This window comes from Streptomyces sp. NBC_00820, assembly GCF_036347055.1.
Classification (GTDB): Bacteria; Actinomycetota; Actinomycetes; order Streptomycetales; family Streptomycetaceae; genus Streptomyces.
On sequence record NZ_CP108882.1, the window covers coordinates 5,513,458 to 5,532,519 of the forward strand.

Annotated in this window: 19 protein-coding genes; 12 read left to right on the forward strand and 7 right to left on the reverse strand. The window is 71.6% G+C overall.

Annotated elements, in window-relative coordinates:
- Positions 1-176 precede the first annotated feature (176 nt).
- Together scy and mce are read right to left on the reverse strand one after the other, a co-directional pair.
- Complete coding sequence (scy, locus tag OIB37_RS25045; RefSeq protein WP_330459849.1) at positions 177-4,124, reverse strand: polarized growth protein Scy; 3,948 nt, start codon at positions 4,122-4,124, stop codon at positions 177-179.
- A gap of 208 nt (positions 4,125-4,332) precedes the next feature.
- Entirely contained in the window at positions 4,333-4,773 is a 441-nt protein-coding gene (mce, locus tag OIB37_RS25050; RefSeq protein ID WP_330459850.1) for a methylmalonyl-CoA epimerase, read from the reverse strand.
- 149 nt (positions 4,774-4,922) lie between these two features.
- Between mce and OIB37_RS25055 the strand changes: the two genes are divergently transcribed.
- The 4 genes from OIB37_RS25055 (at position 4,923) to OIB37_RS25070 (ending at position 9,018) form a co-directional block, all read left to right on the forward strand.
- Entirely contained in the window at positions 4,923-6,131 is a 1,209-nt protein-coding gene (locus OIB37_RS25055) for an acetyl-CoA C-acetyltransferase (RefSeq protein ID WP_330459851.1), read from the forward strand.
- A gap of 48 nt (positions 6,132-6,179) precedes the next feature.
- A complete protein-coding gene (gene meaB / locus OIB37_RS25060) occupies positions 6,180-7,136 on the forward strand; it encodes a methylmalonyl Co-A mutase-associated GTPase MeaB (protein WP_330459852.1) in 957 nt (318 codons plus the stop codon).
- A 202-nt stretch (positions 7,137-7,338) separates the two neighbouring features.
- A complete protein-coding gene (locus tag OIB37_RS25065; protein ID WP_330459853.1) occupies positions 7,339-7,599 on the forward strand; it encodes a hypothetical protein in 261 nt (86 codons plus the stop codon).
- A gap of 210 nt (positions 7,600-7,809) precedes the next feature.
- On the forward strand, positions 7,810-9,018 hold the full coding sequence (locus OIB37_RS25070; RefSeq protein ID WP_330459854.1) for an MFS transporter: 1,209 nt from the start codon (positions 7,810-7,812) through the stop codon (positions 9,016-9,018).
- 112 nt (positions 9,019-9,130) lie between these two features.
- On the opposite strand, the gene OIB37_RS25075 is transcribed toward OIB37_RS25070, so the two are convergent.
- From OIB37_RS25075 to OIB37_RS25090, 4 genes are all read right to left on the reverse strand, one after another.
- Positions 9,131-9,607 carry a MarR family winged helix-turn-helix transcriptional regulator gene (locus OIB37_RS25075; protein ID WP_330459855.1) on the reverse strand — a complete coding sequence of 159 codons (477 nt, stop codon included), beginning with the start codon at positions 9,605-9,607 and terminating at the stop codon, positions 9,131-9,133.
- A gap of 92 nt (positions 9,608-9,699) precedes the next feature.
- Positions 9,700-10,506: an AIM24 family protein gene (locus OIB37_RS25080; RefSeq protein WP_330459856.1), complete on the reverse strand. Its 807-nt coding sequence runs from the start codon at positions 10,504-10,506 to the stop codon at positions 9,700-9,702.
- A complete protein-coding gene (locus OIB37_RS25085) occupies positions 10,503-11,153 on the reverse strand; it encodes an AIM24 family protein (RefSeq protein WP_330459857.1) in 651 nt (216 codons plus the stop codon). The genes OIB37_RS25080 and OIB37_RS25085 overlap by 4 nt, the downstream gene beginning before the upstream one ends.
- A 1-nt stretch (position 11,154) precedes the next feature.
- The gene (locus OIB37_RS25090; protein WP_330461966.1) at positions 11,155-11,787 is read right to left on the reverse strand and encodes an AIM24 family protein; all 633 of its coding nucleotides are present in this window, start codon (positions 11,785-11,787) and stop codon (positions 11,155-11,157) included.
- Between the two features lie 172 nt (positions 11,788-11,959).
- On the opposite strand from OIB37_RS25090, the gene OIB37_RS25095 reads away from it, so the two are divergent.
- The 8 genes from OIB37_RS25095 to OIB37_RS25130 all read left to right on the forward strand — a co-directional run bounded on the left by OIB37_RS25095 (position 11,960) and on the right by OIB37_RS25130 (position 17,708).
- On the forward strand, positions 11,960-12,310 hold the full coding sequence (locus OIB37_RS25095) for a DUF3817 domain-containing protein (protein ID WP_330459858.1): 351 nt from the start codon (positions 11,960-11,962) through the stop codon (positions 12,308-12,310).
- Positions 12,307-12,600: an MTH1187 family thiamine-binding protein gene (locus OIB37_RS25100; RefSeq protein WP_330459859.1), complete on the forward strand. Its 294-nt coding sequence runs from the start codon at positions 12,307-12,309 to the stop codon at positions 12,598-12,600. Before OIB37_RS25095 ends, OIB37_RS25100 begins: the two co-directional genes overlap by 4 nt.
- Positions 12,601-12,746: 146 nt before the next feature.
- The gene (locus OIB37_RS25105) at positions 12,747-13,499 is read left to right on the forward strand and encodes a hypothetical protein (RefSeq protein ID WP_330459860.1); all 753 of its coding nucleotides are present in this window, start codon (positions 12,747-12,749) and stop codon (positions 13,497-13,499) included.
- Positions 13,496-14,182, forward strand: a complete 687-nt coding sequence (locus OIB37_RS25110) for a DUF4166 domain-containing protein (protein WP_330459861.1) — start codon at positions 13,496-13,498, stop codon at positions 14,180-14,182. The genes OIB37_RS25105 and OIB37_RS25110 overlap by 4 nt, the downstream gene beginning before the upstream one ends.
- A gap of 41 nt (positions 14,183-14,223) precedes the next feature.
- Positions 14,224-14,919, forward strand: coding sequence for a TetR/AcrR family transcriptional regulator (locus tag OIB37_RS25115; RefSeq protein WP_330461967.1), 696 nt, complete (start codon positions 14,224-14,226; stop codon positions 14,917-14,919).
- 90 nt (positions 14,920-15,009) lie between these two features.
- Complete coding sequence (locus OIB37_RS25120; RefSeq protein ID WP_330459862.1) at positions 15,010-15,519, forward strand: MarR family winged helix-turn-helix transcriptional regulator; 510 nt, start codon at positions 15,010-15,012, stop codon at positions 15,517-15,519.
- Positions 15,520-15,562: 43 nt separating this feature from the next.
- Positions 15,563-15,904: a DUF3817 domain-containing protein gene (locus OIB37_RS25125; RefSeq protein WP_330459863.1), complete on the forward strand. Its 342-nt coding sequence runs from the start codon at positions 15,563-15,565 to the stop codon at positions 15,902-15,904.
- A gap of 103 nt (positions 15,905-16,007) precedes the next feature.
- Complete coding sequence (locus OIB37_RS25130) at positions 16,008-17,708, forward strand: acyl-CoA mutase large subunit family protein (protein WP_330459864.1); 1,701 nt, start codon at positions 16,008-16,010, stop codon at positions 17,706-17,708.
- A gap of 124 nt (positions 17,709-17,832) precedes the next feature.
- Here the strand turns inward: OIB37_RS25130 and OIB37_RS25135 are convergent, their stop codons facing one another.
- Positions 17,833-19,011: a DUF3103 family protein gene (locus OIB37_RS25135; protein WP_330459865.1), complete on the reverse strand. Its 1,179-nt coding sequence runs from the start codon at positions 19,009-19,011 to the stop codon at positions 17,833-17,835.
- Positions 19,012-19,062: the final 51 nt, after the last annotated feature.

Genomic DNA, 19,062 nt, shown 5'->3' on the forward strand with positions numbered 1-19,062 from the left:
TGTCGAATGAGACCGGTGAGGTGATAGGTGGAATCCTAGGGGCCGGAGCGGTGTGTCATCGAGTGGATACGTGTTTGATCTGGAGAATGACACCACTTTTGGGTGGCTGACTCCCGGACAGCTTGCCAAATACTTGGTCAAAGCCCCCCAGGAGACATCGAAACCGCCTTACCGCGCTAGCCGTCCGAGGACTTCCCACCCGATCGAGGGGCACCCACGCTCGCGCCGGCCTTGACCCCGCCGTCCTTGCCGCCCGCCGGAGCCTCGAAGGACTCCAGTGCTTCCAGGACGTCCTGAACCCGGGAGATCTCGGAGTTGATGTCCTCGCGCCTGCGCACCAGGACCTCCAGCTCCCGCTTGCCCTCCTCGACCGTGGCCCGGGCCTCGCGGATCGCCTCGGCCTTCAGGTCCTCGGCCTCCTTGACCAGCTTGGCCTTCTTCTGCTCGGCCTCCTTCAACAGGCCCTCGGCCTTCTTCACCGCGGCGATGCGCACCTTGCCGGCCTCGGAATTGGCGTCCGACACCAGCTCCTTGGCCTTCGCCTCGGCCTTGGCGAGCTGCTCCTCGGCGGCCTTGATGAGCGCGTCGCAGCGGTCGCCGGTGGACTTCATCGTCTCGGAGGCCTCGCGGCGGGCCCGCTCGTGCAGCTCCTCGATCTCGGTGGTGATCCGGTCGCGCAGCTCCTCCGCGCGCTCCCGGATCGCGGTCGCGTCCCGGCGCGCGCCGACCAGCAGGCCGTCCGCGTCCGTACGGGACTTCTCCACCCGCGAGTTGCCCTCGACGGTCGCCTCGGAGACGATCCGCTCGGCCTCGCTGCGGGCCGCGCCCACCATCGTGTCGGCCTGCGCCTCCGCCTCGGCGGTGGTCTTCAGGGCCTGCTGTTGGGCCTCGGTGAGCAGCTTGTCGGCCTCGGCCGCGGTCTCCGTGATGAGCGTGTCGACCTGCTCGGCCGCCTCCGAACGCCGCTTGTTGGCGTCCCTGCGGGCCTCGTCGAGGGTCCGCTCGGACTCCTCGCGCGCGGAGTTGACGAGCCGTTCGCTCTCCGTCTCCGCGTTCGCCCGGAGCCGCTGGGCCTCGCCGCGCAGCCGCTCCGCGTGCTGCTGGGCCGAGCCGACCGTGTCGGCTGCCTCGGCACGCAGCCGCTCGGCGTCGCCGGTGGCGTCCGAGATGAGCTGCTCGGCGTTCGCGACGGCCTCCACGCGCACCCGGTCCGCCTCGGCGAGCGCCTCCGCGCGCACCCGGTCGGCCTCGGTGACGGTCTCCGTCTGGAGCCGGTCGGCCTCGGTCAGCGCCTCGGTGCGCACCCGGTCGGCCTCGGCGATCGTCTCGTTCTGGAGCCGCTCCGCCTCGTTGCGGGCCTCGGTGATGAGGGTGTCCACCTGCGTCGCCGCGTCCGAACGGATGCGGTTGGCGTCCTCCCGGGCGTCCGCCCGGGTGCGCGACGCCGCCTGGTCCGCCTCGGCGAGGGCGTCCGACGCCTCCGTACGCACCCGCTGCGCGTACTCCGACGCCTCCGAGCGCAGCCGCTCGGACTCCGCGGCCGCCTCCGTGACCGTGTGCTCCGCGAGCGCCTTGGCGGCCTCCGTCTCCTCGCTCGACTCGCGACGCAGACGCGAGGCGTCCTCGCTCGCCCGCTCCCGCTCGGCGTAGGCGTCGGAGCGGACCCGGTCCGCCTCCTCCTCGGCCTCCCTGCGGGTGCGGTCCGCCGCGTGCTCGGCGGCCGAACGCAGTCCGGTGATCTCCTCCTGCGCCTGCTCGTGCAGCCCGGCGACGGAGTCCCGTACCTGCTGGGCGTGCTGCTCGGCGGCGGACACCATCTCCGTGGCGCGCCGGTCGGCCTCCTCGACCAGCCGGGTCGCCTCGGTCTGCGCCTCCTCCACGCGCTTGCGCGCCGAGGCCAGCAGTTCCTCGCTCTGCTCGCGGGCCCGCCGGCGCTCCTGGTCGGCCTCCTCGCGGGCGCCCCCGAGCAGTTCCTCCGCCTCGCGGCGGCGCCGGGCGGCCTCCTCCTGGGCGGCGGCCAGCGTCTCGGACGCTTCCGCGCCGAGCCGCTCGGCGGCGGCCTGCGCCTCCGCGCGGACCCGGTCGGCGCTCTCCTGCGCCTCCGTCTTCAGCCGCTCCGCCTCGGCGGCGGCCTCCGACCGCAGACGTACGGCGACGCTCTCGCCCTCGGCGCGCGAGGCGGCCGCGTCGGCCGCGGCCTCGTCCCGCAGCCGTTCGGCCTCGGCCTCGGCCTGCTGCCGCAGCGTACGGCTGCGTTCGGCGGCCTCCGAGCGCAGCCGCTCGGACTCCTCGCCGGCCTCGCGCCGGATGCCGGCCGCCTCCTCACGGGCGTCCGTGAGAGCCTGCTCGGCCGTCTCCAGCCGCTCCTGGGTCTCCGTCTGGAGCCGCGTCAGCTCGCCGGCGGCCTCCTCGCGGCGGGCCTCGACCGCACGCTCGGCCTCCTCGCGCAGCTCGCGCGCGGCCTGCTCGGCGTCGGACCTGACCGACTCGGCCCGCTCGCCGGCCTCCTCGCGGAGCTTGTCGGCCTCCTCGCGGGTGCGCTCCAGGGTCTCCTCGGCCTGCCGGCGCAGCGCGGTCGCGCGCTCGATGGCCTCGGTGCGGACCTTCTCGCTGTCCGTCGTCGCGCTCTTGCGCAGCTCGTCGGCGTCGGCCTTGGCCTTGGCCAGCAGCTCCTCGGCGGACTTGGCCGCCTCCTCGATCTGCGTCACCGCCTCGCGGCGGGCCTCGGCACGGATCGACTCGCCCTCGGCGACGGCGTCGGCGCGCAGCTGCTCGGCCTCGCCGCGCAGGCGCCGGGCCTCCTCCTGCAGCTCGACCGTCTTGGCGCGGTACTCCTTGGTGTCGTCCTTCGCCGCGCCCTTGAGCTCCTCGGCGATGTCGTGCGCCTGGGCACGCAGCCGGTCCGCCTCGGACTCGGCCTCGCCGCGGATCCGCTCGGCCTCCTCGGCCGCCGCCCTGGTGGTCCGCTGGGCTTCCTCCGAGGCCTTGTTGAGGACCTCCTCGGCCGTCCTGGCCGCCTTCGACAGCTGGCTGGCCGTCTCCTCGGCGGTGAGGCTGCGGGCCTTCTCGCCCGCCTCCGCGAGGATCTTCTCGGCCTCGGCGCGCGCGTCGGTGACCACCTGCTCGGCATCGGCCCGGGTGGTCTCGGCCTCCTTGGTGGCCTCACCGACGAGGCGGGCGACCTGTTCCTTCGCCGTACGCGTACGCGTCTCGTTGGCGGCCTCGGCGCTCGACAGCGCCTTGGCGGCAGCCTCCTTGGCCTCGGTCAGCATCTTCTCGGCCTCGGACTGCGCCTTGCGCAGCGCTTCCTCGGCCTGCGCCATCCGCTCCTCGGCGGCACGGCTCAGCTCGCCGGCCTGACGGCGGGCGGCGTCCGACTCGCTGGCGGTGGAACTGCGCAGCCGCTCGGCGTGCTCGGTGGCCTCCTGGGCCTGCGTGGAGGCGGCGTTCAGCAGTCGCTCGGCGTCCGTGCGGGCACGGCGCAGGATCTGCTCGGCCTCGCTGCGGGCGGACTCGGCCTCGCCGGCCACCCGCTCGCGGGCCTCCCGGGTCAGCCGTTCGGTCTCGGCCCGGGCCGCCGCCATCGCCTGGTCGGCCTCCGCGCGGGACTCGTCCAGCAGCCGGCGCGCCTGCGACTCCGTGCGGGCGCGCAACTGCTCGGCCCAGGCCACGTTCTCGTTGACGTGCGACTCGACGGTCTGCCGGCGCTCGGACAGCTCCTGGTCCAGCTGCTGGCGGCGGGTCACCGCCTCCTGGTGCAGCTCCGTCTGGAGCCGGGCCGCCTGCTCGGCGTGCTCCTGGAGCAGCCGCTGGGTCTGCGCTCTTACCTGGCTCAGTTCCCGCTCGGCGTCCTGACGCAGCTGGTCGGCCTGCATCTGGGCATTGCGAAGCAACTGTTCGGCCTGATACCCGATGTCACCGCCGTCATAGGCGGGCCGGGTCATCAGCGTGCGGCGCGCCTCGTGAAGCTTGGCGCGCAGCACCTCGACCTGGTAGCCGAGGTCCTCGGCGTGCTGGATCGCCTTTTCCCGCTCGGTCTTCAGCCGCTTCATCTCGGCCTCGAACCGAGAGAGGTGGTCGACGTCAGCCGCCGGCTCTCGCTCCTGGCTCTCGTAGCCCCGCACTGCGCGGTCCCATCCGTCCCCTGGTCAGCTTCTGCAACGAGCCCCGTCCATCCGCCGAACGGGGCCCCCGGGGAATGGTGTCAGATCAACGACGGAGCATGGGCTGCTGCCCCGACGCTCGTCCCCCGAAATCCGGACCCCGGCATACGGTCGTCCCCCGACTGCGGAGACGACCGCCCCCAACCCTACCGGCCCTTATGTACGCCGGTCAGTGCTCAGGTGACTCAACTGAGGCCGAAGTGACCAGTTCTGTCAGGACTCCGTGGCAATCCTTCGGGTGCAGGAAGGTGATCCGGGAGCCCATGGAACCGCGTCGTGGCTCTTCGTACAGCACGCGTACGCCCTTCTCGCGGATGTCCGCGGCGTCCTGGTCCACGTCCGCGGTGCCGAAGGCGATGTGATGTACGCCCTCTCCGTTCTTCGCCAGCCACTTGCCGACCGCGGAGTCCTCGCGGGTCGGTTCCAGGAGCTGGAGGTAGGAGGCGCCGCCGTCCGAGGTCCCGTTGATCCTGAGCATGGCCTCCCGCACACCCTGCTCTTCGTTGACCTCGGTGTGGAACACCTCGAAGCCGTAGGTCGCGCGGTAGAACTCGACGGTGGTGTCGAGGTCGTGACAGGCGATCCCGATGTGGTCGATTCGCGTCAGCATGGATTCAGTGCAGCGCTCCGGAGGTGGTTACGCAACGTGCGCGCGATCACACCGTAAGGACGATGACGGCCTCAGGTGCCGGTCAGTACATTCGAAGTAAACCCTCGTTCACTCCTCGGCTGTGCAGGCCGGTAAGGGGATCGCAGCTCATGTCTTCTGGAACCTCCGGTACGACCAGCTCAGTGATCGTCGCGGGCGCGCGCACGCCCATGGGACGGCTGCTGGGCTCGCTGAAGTCCTTCTCCGGGGCCGACCTCGGCGGCTTCGCGATCAAGGCGGCCCTCGACCGCGCCGGCATCGGCGGCGACCAGGTGCAGTACGTGATCATGGGGCAGGTGCTCCAGGCCGGGGCGGGCCAGATCCCGGCCCGCCAGGCGGCCGTCAAGGCGGGCATCCCGATGAACGTCCCGGCGCTCACCATCAACAAGGTGTGTCTGTCCGGCCTGGACGCCATCGCGCTCGCCGACCAGCTGATCCGCGCGGGCGAGTTCGACATCGTCGTCGCCGGCGGTCAGGAGTCCATGACCAACGCCCCGCACCTGCTGCCCAAGTCCCGCGACGGCTACAAGTACGGCGCGGTGGAGATGGTCGACGCCATGGCGTACGACGGTCTGACCGACTCCTTCGAGGGCATCGCCATGGGCGAGTCGACGGAGAAGCACAACACCCGCCTCGGCATCAAGCGCTCCGAGCAGGACGAGATCGCCGTCCTGTCCCACCAGCGGGCCGCCGCCGCGCAGAAGAACGGCCTGTTCGAGGCCGAGATCACCCCCGTGGAGATCCCGCAGCGCAAGGGCGACCCGGTGCTGTTCAGCAAGGACGAGGGCATCCGCGCCGAGACCTCCCTGGAGTCCCTCGGCAAGCTGCGCCCGGCCTTCACCAGGGACGGCACCATCACCGCCGGCACCGCCTCGCAGATCTCCGACGGCGCGGCCGCCGTGGTCGTGATGAGCAAGGCCAAGGCCGAGGAGCTGGGCCTTCAGTGGCTTGCCGAGATCGGCGCCCACGGCAACGTGGCCGGCCCGGACAACTCCCTGCAGTCGCAGCCGTCCAACGCCATCCAGCACGCCCTGAAGAAGGAGGGCCTGGACGTCGCGGACCTCGACCTCATCGAGATCAACGAGGCCTTCGCCGCCGTCGCCGTGCAGTCAATGAAGGACCTCGGCGTTTCCACGGAAAAGGTGAACGTCAACGGCGGCGCGATCGCCCTGGGTCACCCGATCGGCATGTCCGGCGCCCGTCTCGTGCTCCACTTGGCGCTGGAGCTCAAGCGCCGGGGCGGCGGGGTGGGCGCGGCCGCGCTGTGCGGTGGCGGCGGCCAGGGTGACGCGCTCATCGTGCGGGTACCGAAGGCCTGAGAGTCCCCTTGTGCGTCGTTACGTCGGTGAAGTGAACGGAGCTGTGTGATGCAGGACGTCTCCTCTCTGGTGGCCCAGGCCAGGGAAGGCCGGCCGCGGGCCGTGGCCCGGCTCATCTCCCTGGTGGAGGGGGCGTCCCCGCAGCTCAGGGAGGTCATGGCGGCGCTGGCCCCGCTGACCGGCAACGCCTATGTGGTCGGTCTGACCGGTTCCCCGGGCGTCGGCAAGTCGACCTCCACCTCCGCCCTCGTCACCGCGTACCGCAAGCAGGGCAAGCGGGTCGGCGTCCTGGCCGTCGACCCGTCCTCCCCCTTCTCCGGCGGCGCCCTGCTCGGCGACCGCGTCCGCATGTCGGACCACGCCTCCGACCCCGGCGTCTACATCCGCTCCATGGCCACGCGCGGCCACCTCGGCGGCCTGGCCTGGGCGGCCCCGCAGGCGATCCGTGTCCTGGACGCGGCCGGCTGCGACGTGATCCTGGTGGAGACGGTCGGCGTCGGCCAGTCGGAGGTGGAGATCGCCTCCCAGGCCGACACCTCCGTCGTCCTCCTCGCCCCCGGCATGGGCGACGGCATCCAGGCGGCCAAGGCGGGAATCCTGGAGATCGGCGACGTCTACGTCGTCAACAAGGCGGACCGCGACGGCGCCGACGCCACGGCCCGCGAGCTGAACCACATGCTCGGCCTCGGCGAGGCCCGCGGCCCCGGCGACTGGCGTCCGCCCATCGTCAAGACGGTCGCGGCCCGCGCCCAGGGCATCGACGAGGTCGTGGAGGCCCTGGAGAAGCACCGGGCCTGGATGGAGGAGCACGGCGTCCTCGCCGAACGCCGCCGCGCCCGCGCGGCCCGCGAGGTCGAGACGATCGCCGTCACGGCCCTGCGGACACGCATCGGCGACCTCCACGGCGACCGCCGCCTCAGCACCCTCGCCGAGCGCATCGTCGCCGGCGAACTGGACCCGTACCGCGCGGCCGACGAACTGGTGGCGGGCCTGACGGAGGGCTGAGTCCGGCCCTGTTCGCCATCACCCGCACGTCCAGCCCCGCTGCGGAGCGGCCCGGCGACCTCACTGTCCGCCAGACCGCTGACGGCCTCGGCACCGACCTTCCGGCCGGGGCTGGGTCGTGTCACAGGTCAGCGACGGGACTTCCTCCCGGTCGTCGCGGAAGCCACACTGGGCCCGCACTGTTTCACCGGTTGGGGGGATCATGGGATTCATCAACAACGCCAAGGCCGGCCTGGCTACCGATGAGGCGCGCAAGGCCTACGAGGCGGGGCGTACCGTCCTCACCTACAAGATCATCGAGGCCAATGCCGGCAGCAGGACCACCTCACCGATGACCGGCGTCGGCGAGCAGATCGAAGCCATTGAGGCCCAGGGCTGGACGCTCTCCAACATGGCGGCCGCCGAGAGCAAGACCCTCGGCGGCGAACGCGTCGCCCTCATCTGCCTGTTCCGGCGACGCTGACACCTTCCTCGCTCAGGTCCCGGCACGGGCGTTCAGGGCAGGGCAGGAGCCTCCGCAGCCTGGGCAACTCCCCGCAGGCGCTGCTAACTTGACCCGTATGTTCCTCTCCATGGCATAGAGCGCGCACCCCGCGCCCGCGTAGGCGGCCGACACCCGGCCGGCGCGGCGCACCGGTGTCCCCTCGTCATGTCACACGTGAGGAACTCACGCATGTCCGCGCCCGCTTCACCGCGCGCCGTCCTGCCCGCGCGCCCCTCGTACGCCGCCGTGCTGCGCGTCCCGCACGCACGCCGGACCTTCGCCGCCGTCCTGAGCGCCCGTCTGTCCTACGGCACCGCACCCCTCGCGGTGCTGCTGTCCGTCACCCGGGCGACCGGGTCCCTCGCCGTCGCCGGTGCCGTGATGAGCCTGTTCGGCGGCGCCGTGGTGTTCCTGATGCCGCTGCGCGCGTCGCTGATCGACCGCTACGGCCCGCGCCGCGCGCTGCCCCCCATGGCCGCCTGCTACGGCACCCTGCTGTGCGCCCTGGCGGCCCTCACCTGGCGGCCCGGGGTCCCGGCACCGTTCATCGCCGCGGCCGCCGCTCTCGCGGGCGCCTGCGCACCCCCGCTGGGTCCCACCATGCGCGCGCTGTGGGCCGAACTCGTCCACGACCGGCACCTGCTGCGGCGCGCCTACAGCCTGGACGGGGTCGCCGAGGAGCTGCTCTTCGTGTCCGGCCCGGCCCTGGTGGGCCTTCTCGTGCGCTTCGCGCCCCCGGCGTCCGGCATCCCGCTCAGCGCGCTGCTGGTCGTCGCCGGAACCTGCGCCTTCGTCACGTCTCCCGCGCTGGCCGGCTTCCGTCCCGCGCCCCGCCGGGAGAGGCGCGGCGCCCCGCGCGGACTGCTGCCTCCGGTCGTCGTGGCCGCGGGCGTCGGGCTGGCCCTCAGTGGCGTGGAGCTGCTGGTGATGGCGTTCGCCACCGAGCACGGGTACGACACCGCCCTGGTGCCGTGGGTGCTGGGCGCGCTCTCGGCGGGCAGCGCGGTGGGCGGCCTCGTCAACGGTGCGGTCGACTGGCGGGGGCCGGCTCGGGTGCGGCTGGGCGGGTTCGCGGCCGGCCTCGGTCTGGTGATCGCCGCGGCGGGCCTCGCGCCCGGCCTGTGGACGCTCATGGCCGCCATGGCCTGCGCGGGCGCGTTCATCGCCCCGGCCCTGACGACGGCGTACCTGCTGGCCGACGAGACGGCGGGGGAGGGCTCCCGTACACAGGCCGGGGCCTGGGTGAACATGGCCGTGAACGCGGGGAGTTCGGGGGGAGCCGTGGTGGCGGGGGTGCTGATCGGCGCCCTGCCGCTCGGGGTGTGCTTCCTGCTGGCGGGAGGTGTGGCCCTCGCGGCGGCGCTGGCCGCGGGGCCCCGGTGGCGCCGGGTCGCGTGACAGGAGGCCTGCCGGCGTGCGACGGGGAGGGCCGCCCAGGGGGTGGGGCCGGGGCCGGGCGGCAGCCTCCAGGGCTCGGGTCGTCCCGGTGTCCTGGGGGCTGCCGCCGGGCTCAGGGGCGACCCCGCTGGCCCCGCAGATGCTCTGCGATCGGCTTGAGGGACTTGTCCAGTTCTATGAGCGCCTCGGGCGTCAGCAGGTCGATGAAGTGCCGTCGCACGGATGCCACGTGGTGCGGCGCGACCTTCTTCATCGTCTCCATGCCGTGCTCGGTCAGCACGGCGTACAGGCCCCGGCGGTCGGACTCACAGTTCTCGCGCCGCACGAAGTCGGCGTTCTCCATCCGGGTGATCTGATGGGAGAGCCGGCTCTTGGACTGCATGGTGGCGGAGGCCAGGTCGCTCATCCGCATCCGCACGTCTTCCGACTCGGACAGATTGACGAGGATCTCGTAGTCGTTCATCGTCAGCCCGAACGGCTGCAGATCCTTTTCGAGCTGGTACGTCAACAGCCTGTTGACCTCCAGGTGGGTGCGCCAGGCGCACTGCTCCGCATCGGTCAGCCAGCGCGTGGCCGTCTCGGTCTCCATGAATGAAGTCTACCTAAGAAGTTGAATGACGAACTACTTCGGGTGGTGTGACTGTGCGCACGCGTTCGATGTCACACTCCGCAGACTACCGCTCACAGCCCGAAGCGACGCTGGAGGTCCCCCAGCTGTCCGGGAAGGCGCGGTACCCCCGGGGACTGCGAAGCATGCCCGGTCGGGGCCGTTCCGCCGCCTCCCGGTACCCCCGGCTCGGCCGGGACCGCTCCCGTGGCCTGCTCGGCCATGAGGGTCTCGCTCGACTGCAGCAGGACCGTCCCGGCGCCCACGAACTCGAACTGGTGCTCCTCCCCGGAGGCGCCGCCCAGGCCCGTCATCGCACGTAGACCGCCCATCACGCCTGTCAGGTACCCGTGGTCGTAGTGATGACACGGCGACGGGCAGTCGGCCCATCCGACCAGGGCCTGGGGATCGACCCGGATCGGCGGTTCCATGAACACCACCGGCCCGTTGGATGCGGCCACGAACTTCCCGGTTCCGATCAGTGTCAGAAAGCCCGGCACGATCGACTGTTTGAGCGCGAGACTTGGCTGAAAAGCGAGGAGATTGCCCGAGCGAATGGTCAGGTTCCCGTCGTCCAGGTCGTACGAGTTCACGTCGAAGGCCCGGTCGGCGAGCAGCATCTTGCCCGAGCCCTCCGCCACGACCCAGTCGCTCGCGTGCAGTGGCGAATGGAACGACGTGCGGACAAGCCGGTCAAGTCGACCGTGCCCGACGCCGTTGAACTCGATCGCCCCGTAGTAGGCGATCATCTTCCCCTTCTGCAGGAACCACTGCCCGCCCTTGAGCTCGACGCAGAACGTGTACGAGTTCACGTTGTCGTCGACGGGCAGGGTCATCGGGTCGTGCACCACGGGGCCGCCGGGGGTTCCGTACGCGCTCACAGCTTCTCCTCCGACGCCTGGACGTACACCGTGCCGCTGCCGCTCAGCTCCAGCTGGAACGCCTCACCGGAGCCCCGGCCCACCATGTCGCGCCAGCCGAGCGCGGTGGACAGCTTGTTGCGGACGTCGCCGTGGTGGGCGACGTAGGCCTGCGGGTCGACGTGGACCGGGCGCTGCGGGGTGATCGGCAGCTCGAAGACGCCGCCGTGCGCCATCACGGCCACCGAGCCCTGGCCCTGGAGCGTGGTGGTGAACAGCCCCTGCCCGGTGGCCTGGCCCCGCACCAGGCCCATCACCCCGCCCTGCGAGCCCAGGAACATCGTGCCCTGGCGCAGGGTGCCCTCGAAGGCGAGCAGGCGGTCGGCCTCGACGTACAGGGTGTCGCCGGTGAGGGTGATGACGTGCACGTGGTGGCCGCCGTGCCCGAAGAAGACGGTGCCGCTGCCCTCGACGGACATCAGCGGGGTCGCCTCGCCCGCCACCCGGCGCCCGATCATGGACATCAGGCCGCCCTGGCCGCCCTGGAGGCTGGGGGTGAAGGACACGTCCCCCTTGTAGGCGAGCATCGCCCCGCGCTGGCTGAACAGCCGCTGCCCGGGCAGCACGGTGGCCTCGACCATCTTGGAGTTGATCTCCCGCAAGCTCATCTCACAGATCCCCCGCGATCGTGTTCCGCTCGCTGGGCTGCACGTACACCAGCCCGTCGCCCTCGAAGCGGATCTGGAAGGCCTCGCCGCCACCCTCCCCGAAGAGGGTGCGGAAGGTCACACCGGACTGGAAGGACTGCCGTACGTTCCCCTGGTGGGCGATGTAGGCGCCCGGGTCGACGGTCAGCGGGTACTGCGGGCTGACCCGGAGCACCACCGCCGGCCCGTCGGAGAGCAGCGCCGCCTGGCCGTGCCCCTCGACGGTCGTGGTGAACAGCCCGTTGCCCTGCGAGGCGCCGCGCAGCCCGGTGAACGTCGTGCCCGTTCTCAGGCCCGCGTCGGTCACGAGGAGGTTGCTCGACTCGACGTAGAGCTTGTCGCCCTGGAGTCCGACCAGGTTGATCTCGGACGCCCGGTCGGCGAACCAGCAGGTGCCATGCCCTCTCACCTCCATCACCGTCATCTGCTCGCCGGTGAGCCGCCGGGTCACCATCCCGCGCAGCCCCTCGCCACCGCCGCTCAGCTTCTTGAAGGTCATCTGCCCGTCGTACGCGACCATCGAGCCGTTCTTCGCCTTCACGGCGTCCCCGGTCATGTCGACGGCGAGCACCTTGCTGCCTTGGAGTCGGAACATCGCCACGCTGTGAAAGTAGCCGCCCGGCGGGTGGACGGAACAGGGCCCACGGGTGGAGAGCGACCCTGAGCGCACCCCTAGGGGGATGGTTTGCCACAATGGTCGACGCTTGTGCTTCCGTTCACAAAGCGGATCATGCAGCGCTCAGCGACTCTCCCACCGAAGGTGACCCGTGGACCTCAAGACAGCCTCCGCCATCCGCCGCCTGCGCCTGGTCTCCGTACCGGAGGGCATCTCCTGGATCATCCTGCTGGTCTGCACGATCATCAAGTACGGGGTCGACAAGGGATTCGACGCCGCCCCGGTGATGGGCCCGGTCCACGGCACGCTCTTCATCCTCTACGTGCTCTTCTGGCTCGACGCCTGGAACCGCACCAAGTGGAGCAAGGGGACGGCCGCCCTCTACTTCGCGTACTCGGTCATTCCCGGCGGCGGCTTCATCCTCGAGCGCCGGCTGAACCGTGAGGCCGAGGACGCGGTCATCGCCGCCCGCGCCCGCGAGGAAGGAACCGTGAACGCATGATCGTCGCCTTCTCCGTGACGCCCCTGGGTGTCGGCGAGGACGTGGGGGAGTACGTCGCCGACGCCGTCCGCGTGGTCCGCGAGTCGGGGCTGCCGAACCGCACCGACGCCATGTTCACCTCCGTCGAGGGCGAGTGGGACGAGGTCATGGACGTCGTCAAGCGCGCCGTGGCCGCCGTCGAGGCGCGGGCCCCGCGCGTGTCCCTCGTCCTGAAGGCCGACATCCGGCCGGCCGTGACCGACGGCCTCACCTCCAAGGTCGAGACCGTCGAACGGCACCTCGCGCGGTAGCGGGCCCCAACTGGCTTACACCCCGGTCCCTTTGGGGCCGGGGTTTTTCCGTCCCCACCCTTTGAGCGATCGCTCAAATGGGTGTACGTTCCCTCTCGGATGTCTTGAGCGGTTGCTCAAACATGACTCTGACGTGGGGGAACACGATGGGTCTCTACATAGAGACGCGTATCCGCGCCGACCTGGACGATCTCTGGGCGCGCACCCAGGACCCCGCCCAGCACCAGCGCTGGGACCTGCGGTTCACCGAGATCGACTACCTCCCGCGCGCGGAGGGCGAACCACAGCGCTTCCGCTACGCCACACGGGTACTGCCGTTCCTCACCCTGTCCGGCACCGGAGTCGCCGCGGGCGAGAAGGAGCGCCCCGACGGCACCCGCACCTCCGCCCTGCGCTTCGCCTCCCCGCACCCGCTCTCCCTGCTCGCCGAGGGCAGCGGCTACTGGCGCTACGTGCCCGACGCGCACGGCATCCAGTTCCTCACCGGCTACGACTACCGCCCCCGCTGGGGCACCTTCGGCGCCGTCACCGACCACCTGGTGGTGCGGCCGCTCATGGGCTGGGCGACCGCCTGGTCCTTCGACCGGCTGCGACTGTGGCTGGAGCGGGGCATCACTCCCGAGCGCGCCCTGGCCAACTGGCTGGCCGAGCTCGTGGTCCGGGCGCTGGTGCTCACCGTGTGCGTGACCGGACTGGGGTTGGGGCCCTTCCTCCGCGCGTTCGGGCCGTTCGAGGTCTTCGTGATCTACCTCTGCCCACTGCTGCTGGTGGTCGCCGCCTCGCTCGCTCTCCTCAAGTCGCCGCTCGCCTGCACGCCGGCCGCCCGCCGCTGCCTGCGCGCCCCCGTCGTCCAGGCCGGCACACCCCGCGTCCTGCGCACCCTGGAGAAGCACGGATGACCGCGCCGGCCTCGATGTTCCGCACGGTCATGGGCGACGCCTTCGACCGCCTCCACCCCCAGCTCCAGCGCCGCTTCTCGGTGGGCCTGGCGAGCGGAGAGGCCTGCACCGGCCGGGGCGTGATGCACCGCGTCTGGCACGGCCAGGCGTTCGTGAAGCCGTTCCTCGCCCTCGGCGCCACCCGCAACATCCTGGTGCCGCGGGCGGGCCGGAACATCCCCTTCGTCATCGAGAACGTTCCGTACACCGACACCTTCGGCCGTGAGACCGTGAGCTTCGTGCGCACCTTCGACCTGCCCGGCCGCCCCCGCCGCTTCGACGCCCAGATGGTGCTCAGCCCCAAGGGCGACCGCATCCTCGACTACCTGGGCACCCACCAGCACCTCGCCAGCGAACTGCACTTCGCCGCCGAGCCCGACGGCTCCCTCCTCGTCCGGTCCGGCGAGCACCGCTTCCGCGAGGGTCCGGTGGACGTCCGCGTCCCCGAACTCGTCGGCGCCGCGGCCGAGGTGCGCGAGTCCTACGACGACACGACCGGCCGCTTCCGCATCCAGGTCCGGGTCACCAACCGCTGGTTCGGCCCGCTCTTCGGCTACGAGGGATCCTTCACGGCGTCGTACACCCCAGGCGCCCGCCCGGTGCGTCCCGGGCTGCGACCCGTGCGGGAGGAGGTGCGCGCGTGACCGCTGAGCGCGGGAGGCCCGGCGCGGCGAAGGGCGAGCCGGTGCGGGCCGAGACCGCCAAGTCCCAGGAGACCAAGACCAAGCTGCTGGAGGGCGCCCTGCGCGTCCTGACCGAGCAGGGCATCGCCAAGACCTCCGCCCGTACGGTCGCCGCGGCCGCCGGCGTCAACCAGGCGCTCGTCTTCTACCACTTCGGCTCGGTGGACGAGCTTCTCGCCGCCGCCTGCCGGTACGGCGCCGAACAGGCCGTGGCCCGCCATCGCGCCCGGCTCGCCACCGTCGGCTCCCTGTCCGAACTCCTCGCCGCCGGGCGCGAGATCCACGAGCAGGAGCGTGCCGACGGCCATGTCGCCCTGCTCGGCCAGCTGCTCGCCGGCGCCTCCACCCACCCCGGCCTCGGCCCGGCCACGACGGCCGGCCTCGACCTGTGGATCGCCGAGATCGAGCGGGTGCTCCGCCGGGTGCTCGCGGGGACCCCGTTCGGCGAGTTCACCGACCCGTCCGGTCTCGCCCGCGCGGTCGCCGCGTCCTTCGTCGGCATCGAGCTGTACGAGGGCGTCGACCACGCGGGTGCCCACGCGGCCCTGGACGCCCTCGAACAGCTCGGCACCCTGGCCGCGGCCCTGGAGGAGCTGGGTCCAGTCGCCCAACGCGCGATCCGCCACCACCTCAAGCGCCGGCAGGACGGCCAGGGCCCCCGGTCCGGGCGTGAGCGGGGCGCCCCGCGGGAGGGCTGACCCCGGTCCACTCCCGGTCCCGTCCCGGCCGCTGCCCGGAGTCCGAGACGGGGCTGCCCGGCATATGACCGGCCGGTAGGGTCTGGAGACGTGCCCAAGCCTCTCGGACTTCCCTTCGACCCCATCGCCCGTGCCGACGAGCTCTGGAAGCGGCGCTGGGGAGGCGTGCCCTCGATGGCCGCCATCACCTCGATCATGCGCGCGCAGCAGATCCTGCTGGGCGAGGTGGACGCGGTGGTCAAGCCGTACGGACTGACGTTCGCGCGCTACGAGGCGCTGGTGCTGCTCACCTTCTCCAAGACCGGCGCGCTGCCGATGTCCAAGATCGGTGAACGGCTGATGGTGCACCCCACGTCGGTGACGAACACCGTGGACCGGCTGGTCAGGTCCGGTCTGGTGGCCAAGCAGCCCAACCCCAGGGACGGCCGCGGCACCCTCGCCGTGATCACCGACAAGGGGCGCGAGGTGGTCGACGCCGCCACCCGCGACCTGATGGCGATGGACTTCGGGCTCGGGGTGTACGACGCGGAGGAGTGCGCGGAGATCTTCGCGATGCTGAGACCGCTGCGGGTCGCGGCACACGACTTCGACGAGAAGTGACCCGGGGCAAGATCTCCCGGAACGGGTGGTTACGCTCGACGCCATGAAAAAGAGCGTGCTGACCCGCTACCGAGCCCTCGCCTACATCACCGGCGTGCTGCTGGTACTCCTGTGCCTGGGCATGATCGCGAAGTACGGGCTCCACCTGGACGGCGCCGACAGCTTCACGCGCGCCATCGCCATCGCGCACGGCTGGCTGTACGTCGTCTACCTGGTCTTCGCCTTCGACCTGGGCTCCAAGGCGAAGTGGAAGGTCAAGCGACAGCTCTGGGTGCTGCTGGCCGGGACCATCCCGACGGCCGCCTTCTTCGTGGAGCGCAAGATCACGCGCGAGCTGGAGGCCAAGGTCGCGGCCGGCCAGGCTCCCGCCGTCGCCAAGGTCTGAGGCGCGGGAAACCGCGGAATCCACCGCCGTACGGGTGCTGTGAAAGCACCGTACGGCGGTCAGCCATCGACATTTACTAGGACGTCCAAGTAAATTTGATGCCATGGACGCTCACGCCATCGAGGAAGGCCGCCGACGCTGGCAGGCCCGCTACGACACCGCGCGCAAGCGCGACGCCGACTTCACCACGCTCTCCGGCGACCCGGTGGAGCCGGTGTACGGGCCCCGGCCGGGTGACACGTACGAGGGATTCGAGCGGATCGGCTGGCCCGGGGAGTACCCCTTCACGCGGGGGCTCCACCCGACCGGCTACCGCGGCCGCACCTGGACGATCCGGCAGTTCGCCGGGTTCGGCAACGCCGAGCAGACCAACGAGCGGTACAAGATGATCCTCGCCGCCGGCGGCGGAGGCCTGTCCGTGGCCTTCGACATGCCGACGCTCATGGGGCGCGACTCCGACGACCCCCGCTCGCTCGGCGAGGTCGGCCACTGCGGTGTGGCCATCGACTCGGCCGCCGACATGGAGGTCCTGTTCAAGGACATCCCGCTGGGCGACGTCACCACCTCCATGACGATCAGCGGGCCCGCCGTCCCCGTCTTCTGCATGTACCTGGTCGCCGCCGAGCGCCAGGGCGTGGACCCGGCGGTCCTGAACGGCACGCTCCAGACGGACATCTTCAAGGAGTACATCGCCCAGAAGGAGTGGCTCTTCCAGCCCGAGCCGCACCTGCGCCTGATCGGCGACCTCATGGAGTACTGCGCGGCCGGCATCCCCGCCTACAAGCCGCTGTCGGTCTCCGGCTACCACATCCGCGAGGCGGGCTCGACGGCCGCGCAGGAGCTGGCGTACACGCTCGCGGACGGCTTCGGGTACGTCGAGCTGGGGCTCTCGCGCGGGCTCGACGTGGACGTCTTCGCGCCCGGACTCAGCTTCTTCTTCGACGCCCACCTCGACTTCTTCGAGGAGATCGCCAAGTTCCGCGCGGCCCGGCGCATCTGGGCCCGCTGGATGCGGGACGTGTACGGGGCGCAGAGCGACAAGGCGCAGTGGCTGCGCTTCCACACCCAGACCGCCGGTGTCTCGCTGACCGCGCAGCAGCCGTACAACAACGTGGTGCGTACGGCCGTGGAGGCGCTGGCCGCGGTGCTCGGCGGGACGAACTCGCTGCACACCAACGCGCTGGACGAGACGCTGGCCCTGCCCAGCGAGCAGGCCGCCGAGATCGCGCTGCGCACGCAGCAGGTGCTGATGGAGGAGACCGGGGTCGCCAACGTGGCCGACCCGCTGGGCGGCTCCTGGTTCGTCGAGCAGCTGACGGACCGGATCGAGGCGGACGCGGAGAAGATCTTCGAGCAGATCAGGGAGCGGGGCCTCAGGGCCCACCCGGACGGGCGTCATCCGATCGGGCCGATCACGTCCGGGATCCTGCGCGGGATCGAGGACGGCTGGTTCACCGGCGAGATCGCGGAGTCGGCCTTCCGCTACCAGCAGTCGCTGGAGAAGGGCGAGAAGCGGGTCGTGGGCGTCAACGTCCACACCGGGTCGGTCACCGGGGACCTGGAGATCCTGCGGGTCAGTCACGAGGTGGAGCGGGAGCAGGTCCGGGAGCTGGCCGGGCGGAAGGCGGCCCGGGACGAGGCCGCGGTGCGGGCGGGGCTGGACGCGATGCTGGCCGCCGCCCGGTCGGGGGCGAACATGATCGAGCCGATGCTGGACGCCGTACGCGCCGAGGCGACCCTCGGCGAGATCTGCGGGGTGCTGCGGGACGAGTGGGGCGTCTACACCGAGCCCGCCGGCTTCTGACCGCCGTAGGACCCGGCTGAACGGCCACAGGGGGCCGCCGGAACGGACATCCGTTCCGGCGGGCCCCTGCGTCACTCGGCGGTGACGGTGCCCGTCTGCGGCGGTGCCGCTGTCCGGCCCGGCCTCAGAACTGCGAGACCCAGTACGGCTCGACGGTCATCCAGCCGTTGCCGCGGGCGCCGTAGTAGGTGCCGTTGTTGTTCTGCGCCAGGGTGTACCAGGAGTCGACGTAGTCGGGGTCGTCGGTCCACCACGAGGTCGGGATGGCGTTGAGGACCGCGTCCACCAGCGGGATGTAGGCGCCCTGGTCGGTGATGGTGAGCAGGGCGTCGGCGATGGCCACGGCGAGGTCGTGGTAGTTGGTGCTGCCGTCCTCCTCCATCATCACGGCGTCGGCCAGGTTGTACTTGTAGTTCGACCAGTTCACGAGGATCTGGTTGGGCCGGTAGACCGTGCCGTCGTTGTCCAGGTACGGCATCTCGACGGGGTCGACGCGGACGGCGCCGTCCTGGCCGAAGCCGGTGACGAGGGTGTAGATCTCCGCGTCGCCCTTCACCCAGGGCTCCTCGTCGTCGGAGAGCTCGACCGCGTCGACCTTCGTGGTCCAGAAGCCTCCGCTCGCCGCCGCGGTCCGCTTGGCGGCCGTGGTGTTCACGGCGCCGGGCGTCGCGGAGCGAACGCCGTCCTTCACCAGTTCCTTGCGCAGGACGTCAAGACCGGCGGTGAGCGCCTTGGAGCTGTCGATGTCGACGACGTACACCGGGCGGCCGGGCGCCTTGCGGGAGTCCAGGGCGTGGGCGCGACCCTGGCTGTCGTACGCGGTGACCGTGTGGGTGGCGTCGTCCGAGGTGGCCGCGGCGACCCAGGGGGCGCTGCCGGCGCTCAGGGCGGCGCGCATGGAGCGGTCGCCGAGCCGCAGCCGGAGCAGCGGGCCGACCTTGCCGTCCAGGCCCTTGGCGGCGGCGATCGCGTGGTCGGCGGCGGCGAGCCCGGAGGCCAGGCCGGGGTTCGCCCGGGCGGCGAGCGGGGTGACGGCCACGTCGTCCGACTTCAGGGCGGCCGTGCGCAGCCGCGTGCGCCAGGCGTTGTCGCCGAGCGAGCGCGCTATCGCCCGCGCGGCCCGGTCCTGGGCGCCGGTGACCGCCGAGGCGGTGGCGGAGGGGGAGTGCGCTGAGCGGGCGGGGGCGGCGGGGGCGGCGCCGGCCGTGGGGGCGGCGGCCAGGGTCTGGGCCGCGGACAGGGCCAGCAGGGTGGCTGCGGTGGCGGTCAGCGTGACACGGCGACGGGGGTGGCGAGGTCTCACGGGGATCTATCCCTCCGAATGCGAGTGGTCATGGGGTCGGTGACGCACTGT

What these genes read in the sequence shown, in the direction of transcription:
- OIB37_RS25085 (WP_330459857.1), bottom strand. Translation starts at nt 11,153, where the DNA reads ATGAGCTTGCGGGAGATCAACTCCAAGATGGTCGAGGCCACCGTGCTG.
- OIB37_RS25090 (WP_330461966.1), bottom strand. Translation starts at nt 11,787, where the DNA reads ATGTTCCGACTCCAAGGCAGCAAGGTGCTCGCCGTCGACATGACCGGG.
- OIB37_RS25130 (WP_330459864.1), top strand. Translation starts at nt 16,008, where the DNA reads ATGGACGCTCACGCCATCGAGGAAGGCCGCCGACGCTGGCAGGCCCGC.
- OIB37_RS25100 (WP_330459859.1), top strand. Translation starts at nt 12,307, where the DNA reads ATGATCGTCGCCTTCTCCGTGACGCCCCTGGGTGTCGGCGAGGACGTG.
- OIB37_RS25055 (WP_330459851.1), top strand. Translation starts at nt 4,923, where the DNA reads ATGTCTTCTGGAACCTCCGGTACGACCAGCTCAGTGATCGTCGCGGGC.
- OIB37_RS25065 (WP_330459853.1), top strand. Translation starts at nt 7,339, where the DNA reads ATGGGATTCATCAACAACGCCAAGGCCGGCCTGGCTACCGATGAGGCG.
- OIB37_RS25125 (WP_330459863.1), top strand. Translation starts at nt 15,563, where the DNA reads ATGAAAAAGAGCGTGCTGACCCGCTACCGAGCCCTCGCCTACATCACC.
- meaB (WP_330459852.1), top strand. Translation starts at nt 6,180, where the DNA reads ATGCAGGACGTCTCCTCTCTGGTGGCCCAGGCCAGGGAAGGCCGGCCG.
- OIB37_RS25110 (WP_330459861.1), top strand. Translation starts at nt 13,496, where the DNA reads ATGACCGCGCCGGCCTCGATGTTCCGCACGGTCATGGGCGACGCCTTC.
- OIB37_RS25075 (WP_330459855.1), bottom strand. Translation starts at nt 9,607, where the DNA reads ATGGAGACCGAGACGGCCACGCGCTGGCTGACCGATGCGGAGCAGTGC.
- OIB37_RS25105 (WP_330459860.1), top strand. Translation starts at nt 12,747, where the DNA reads ATGGGTCTCTACATAGAGACGCGTATCCGCGCCGACCTGGACGATCTC.
- OIB37_RS25070 (WP_330459854.1), top strand. Translation starts at nt 7,810, where the DNA reads ATGTCCGCGCCCGCTTCACCGCGCGCCGTCCTGCCCGCGCGCCCCTCG.
- mce (WP_330459850.1), bottom strand. Translation starts at nt 4,773, where the DNA reads ATGCTGACGCGAATCGACCACATCGGGATCGCCTGTCACGACCTCGAC.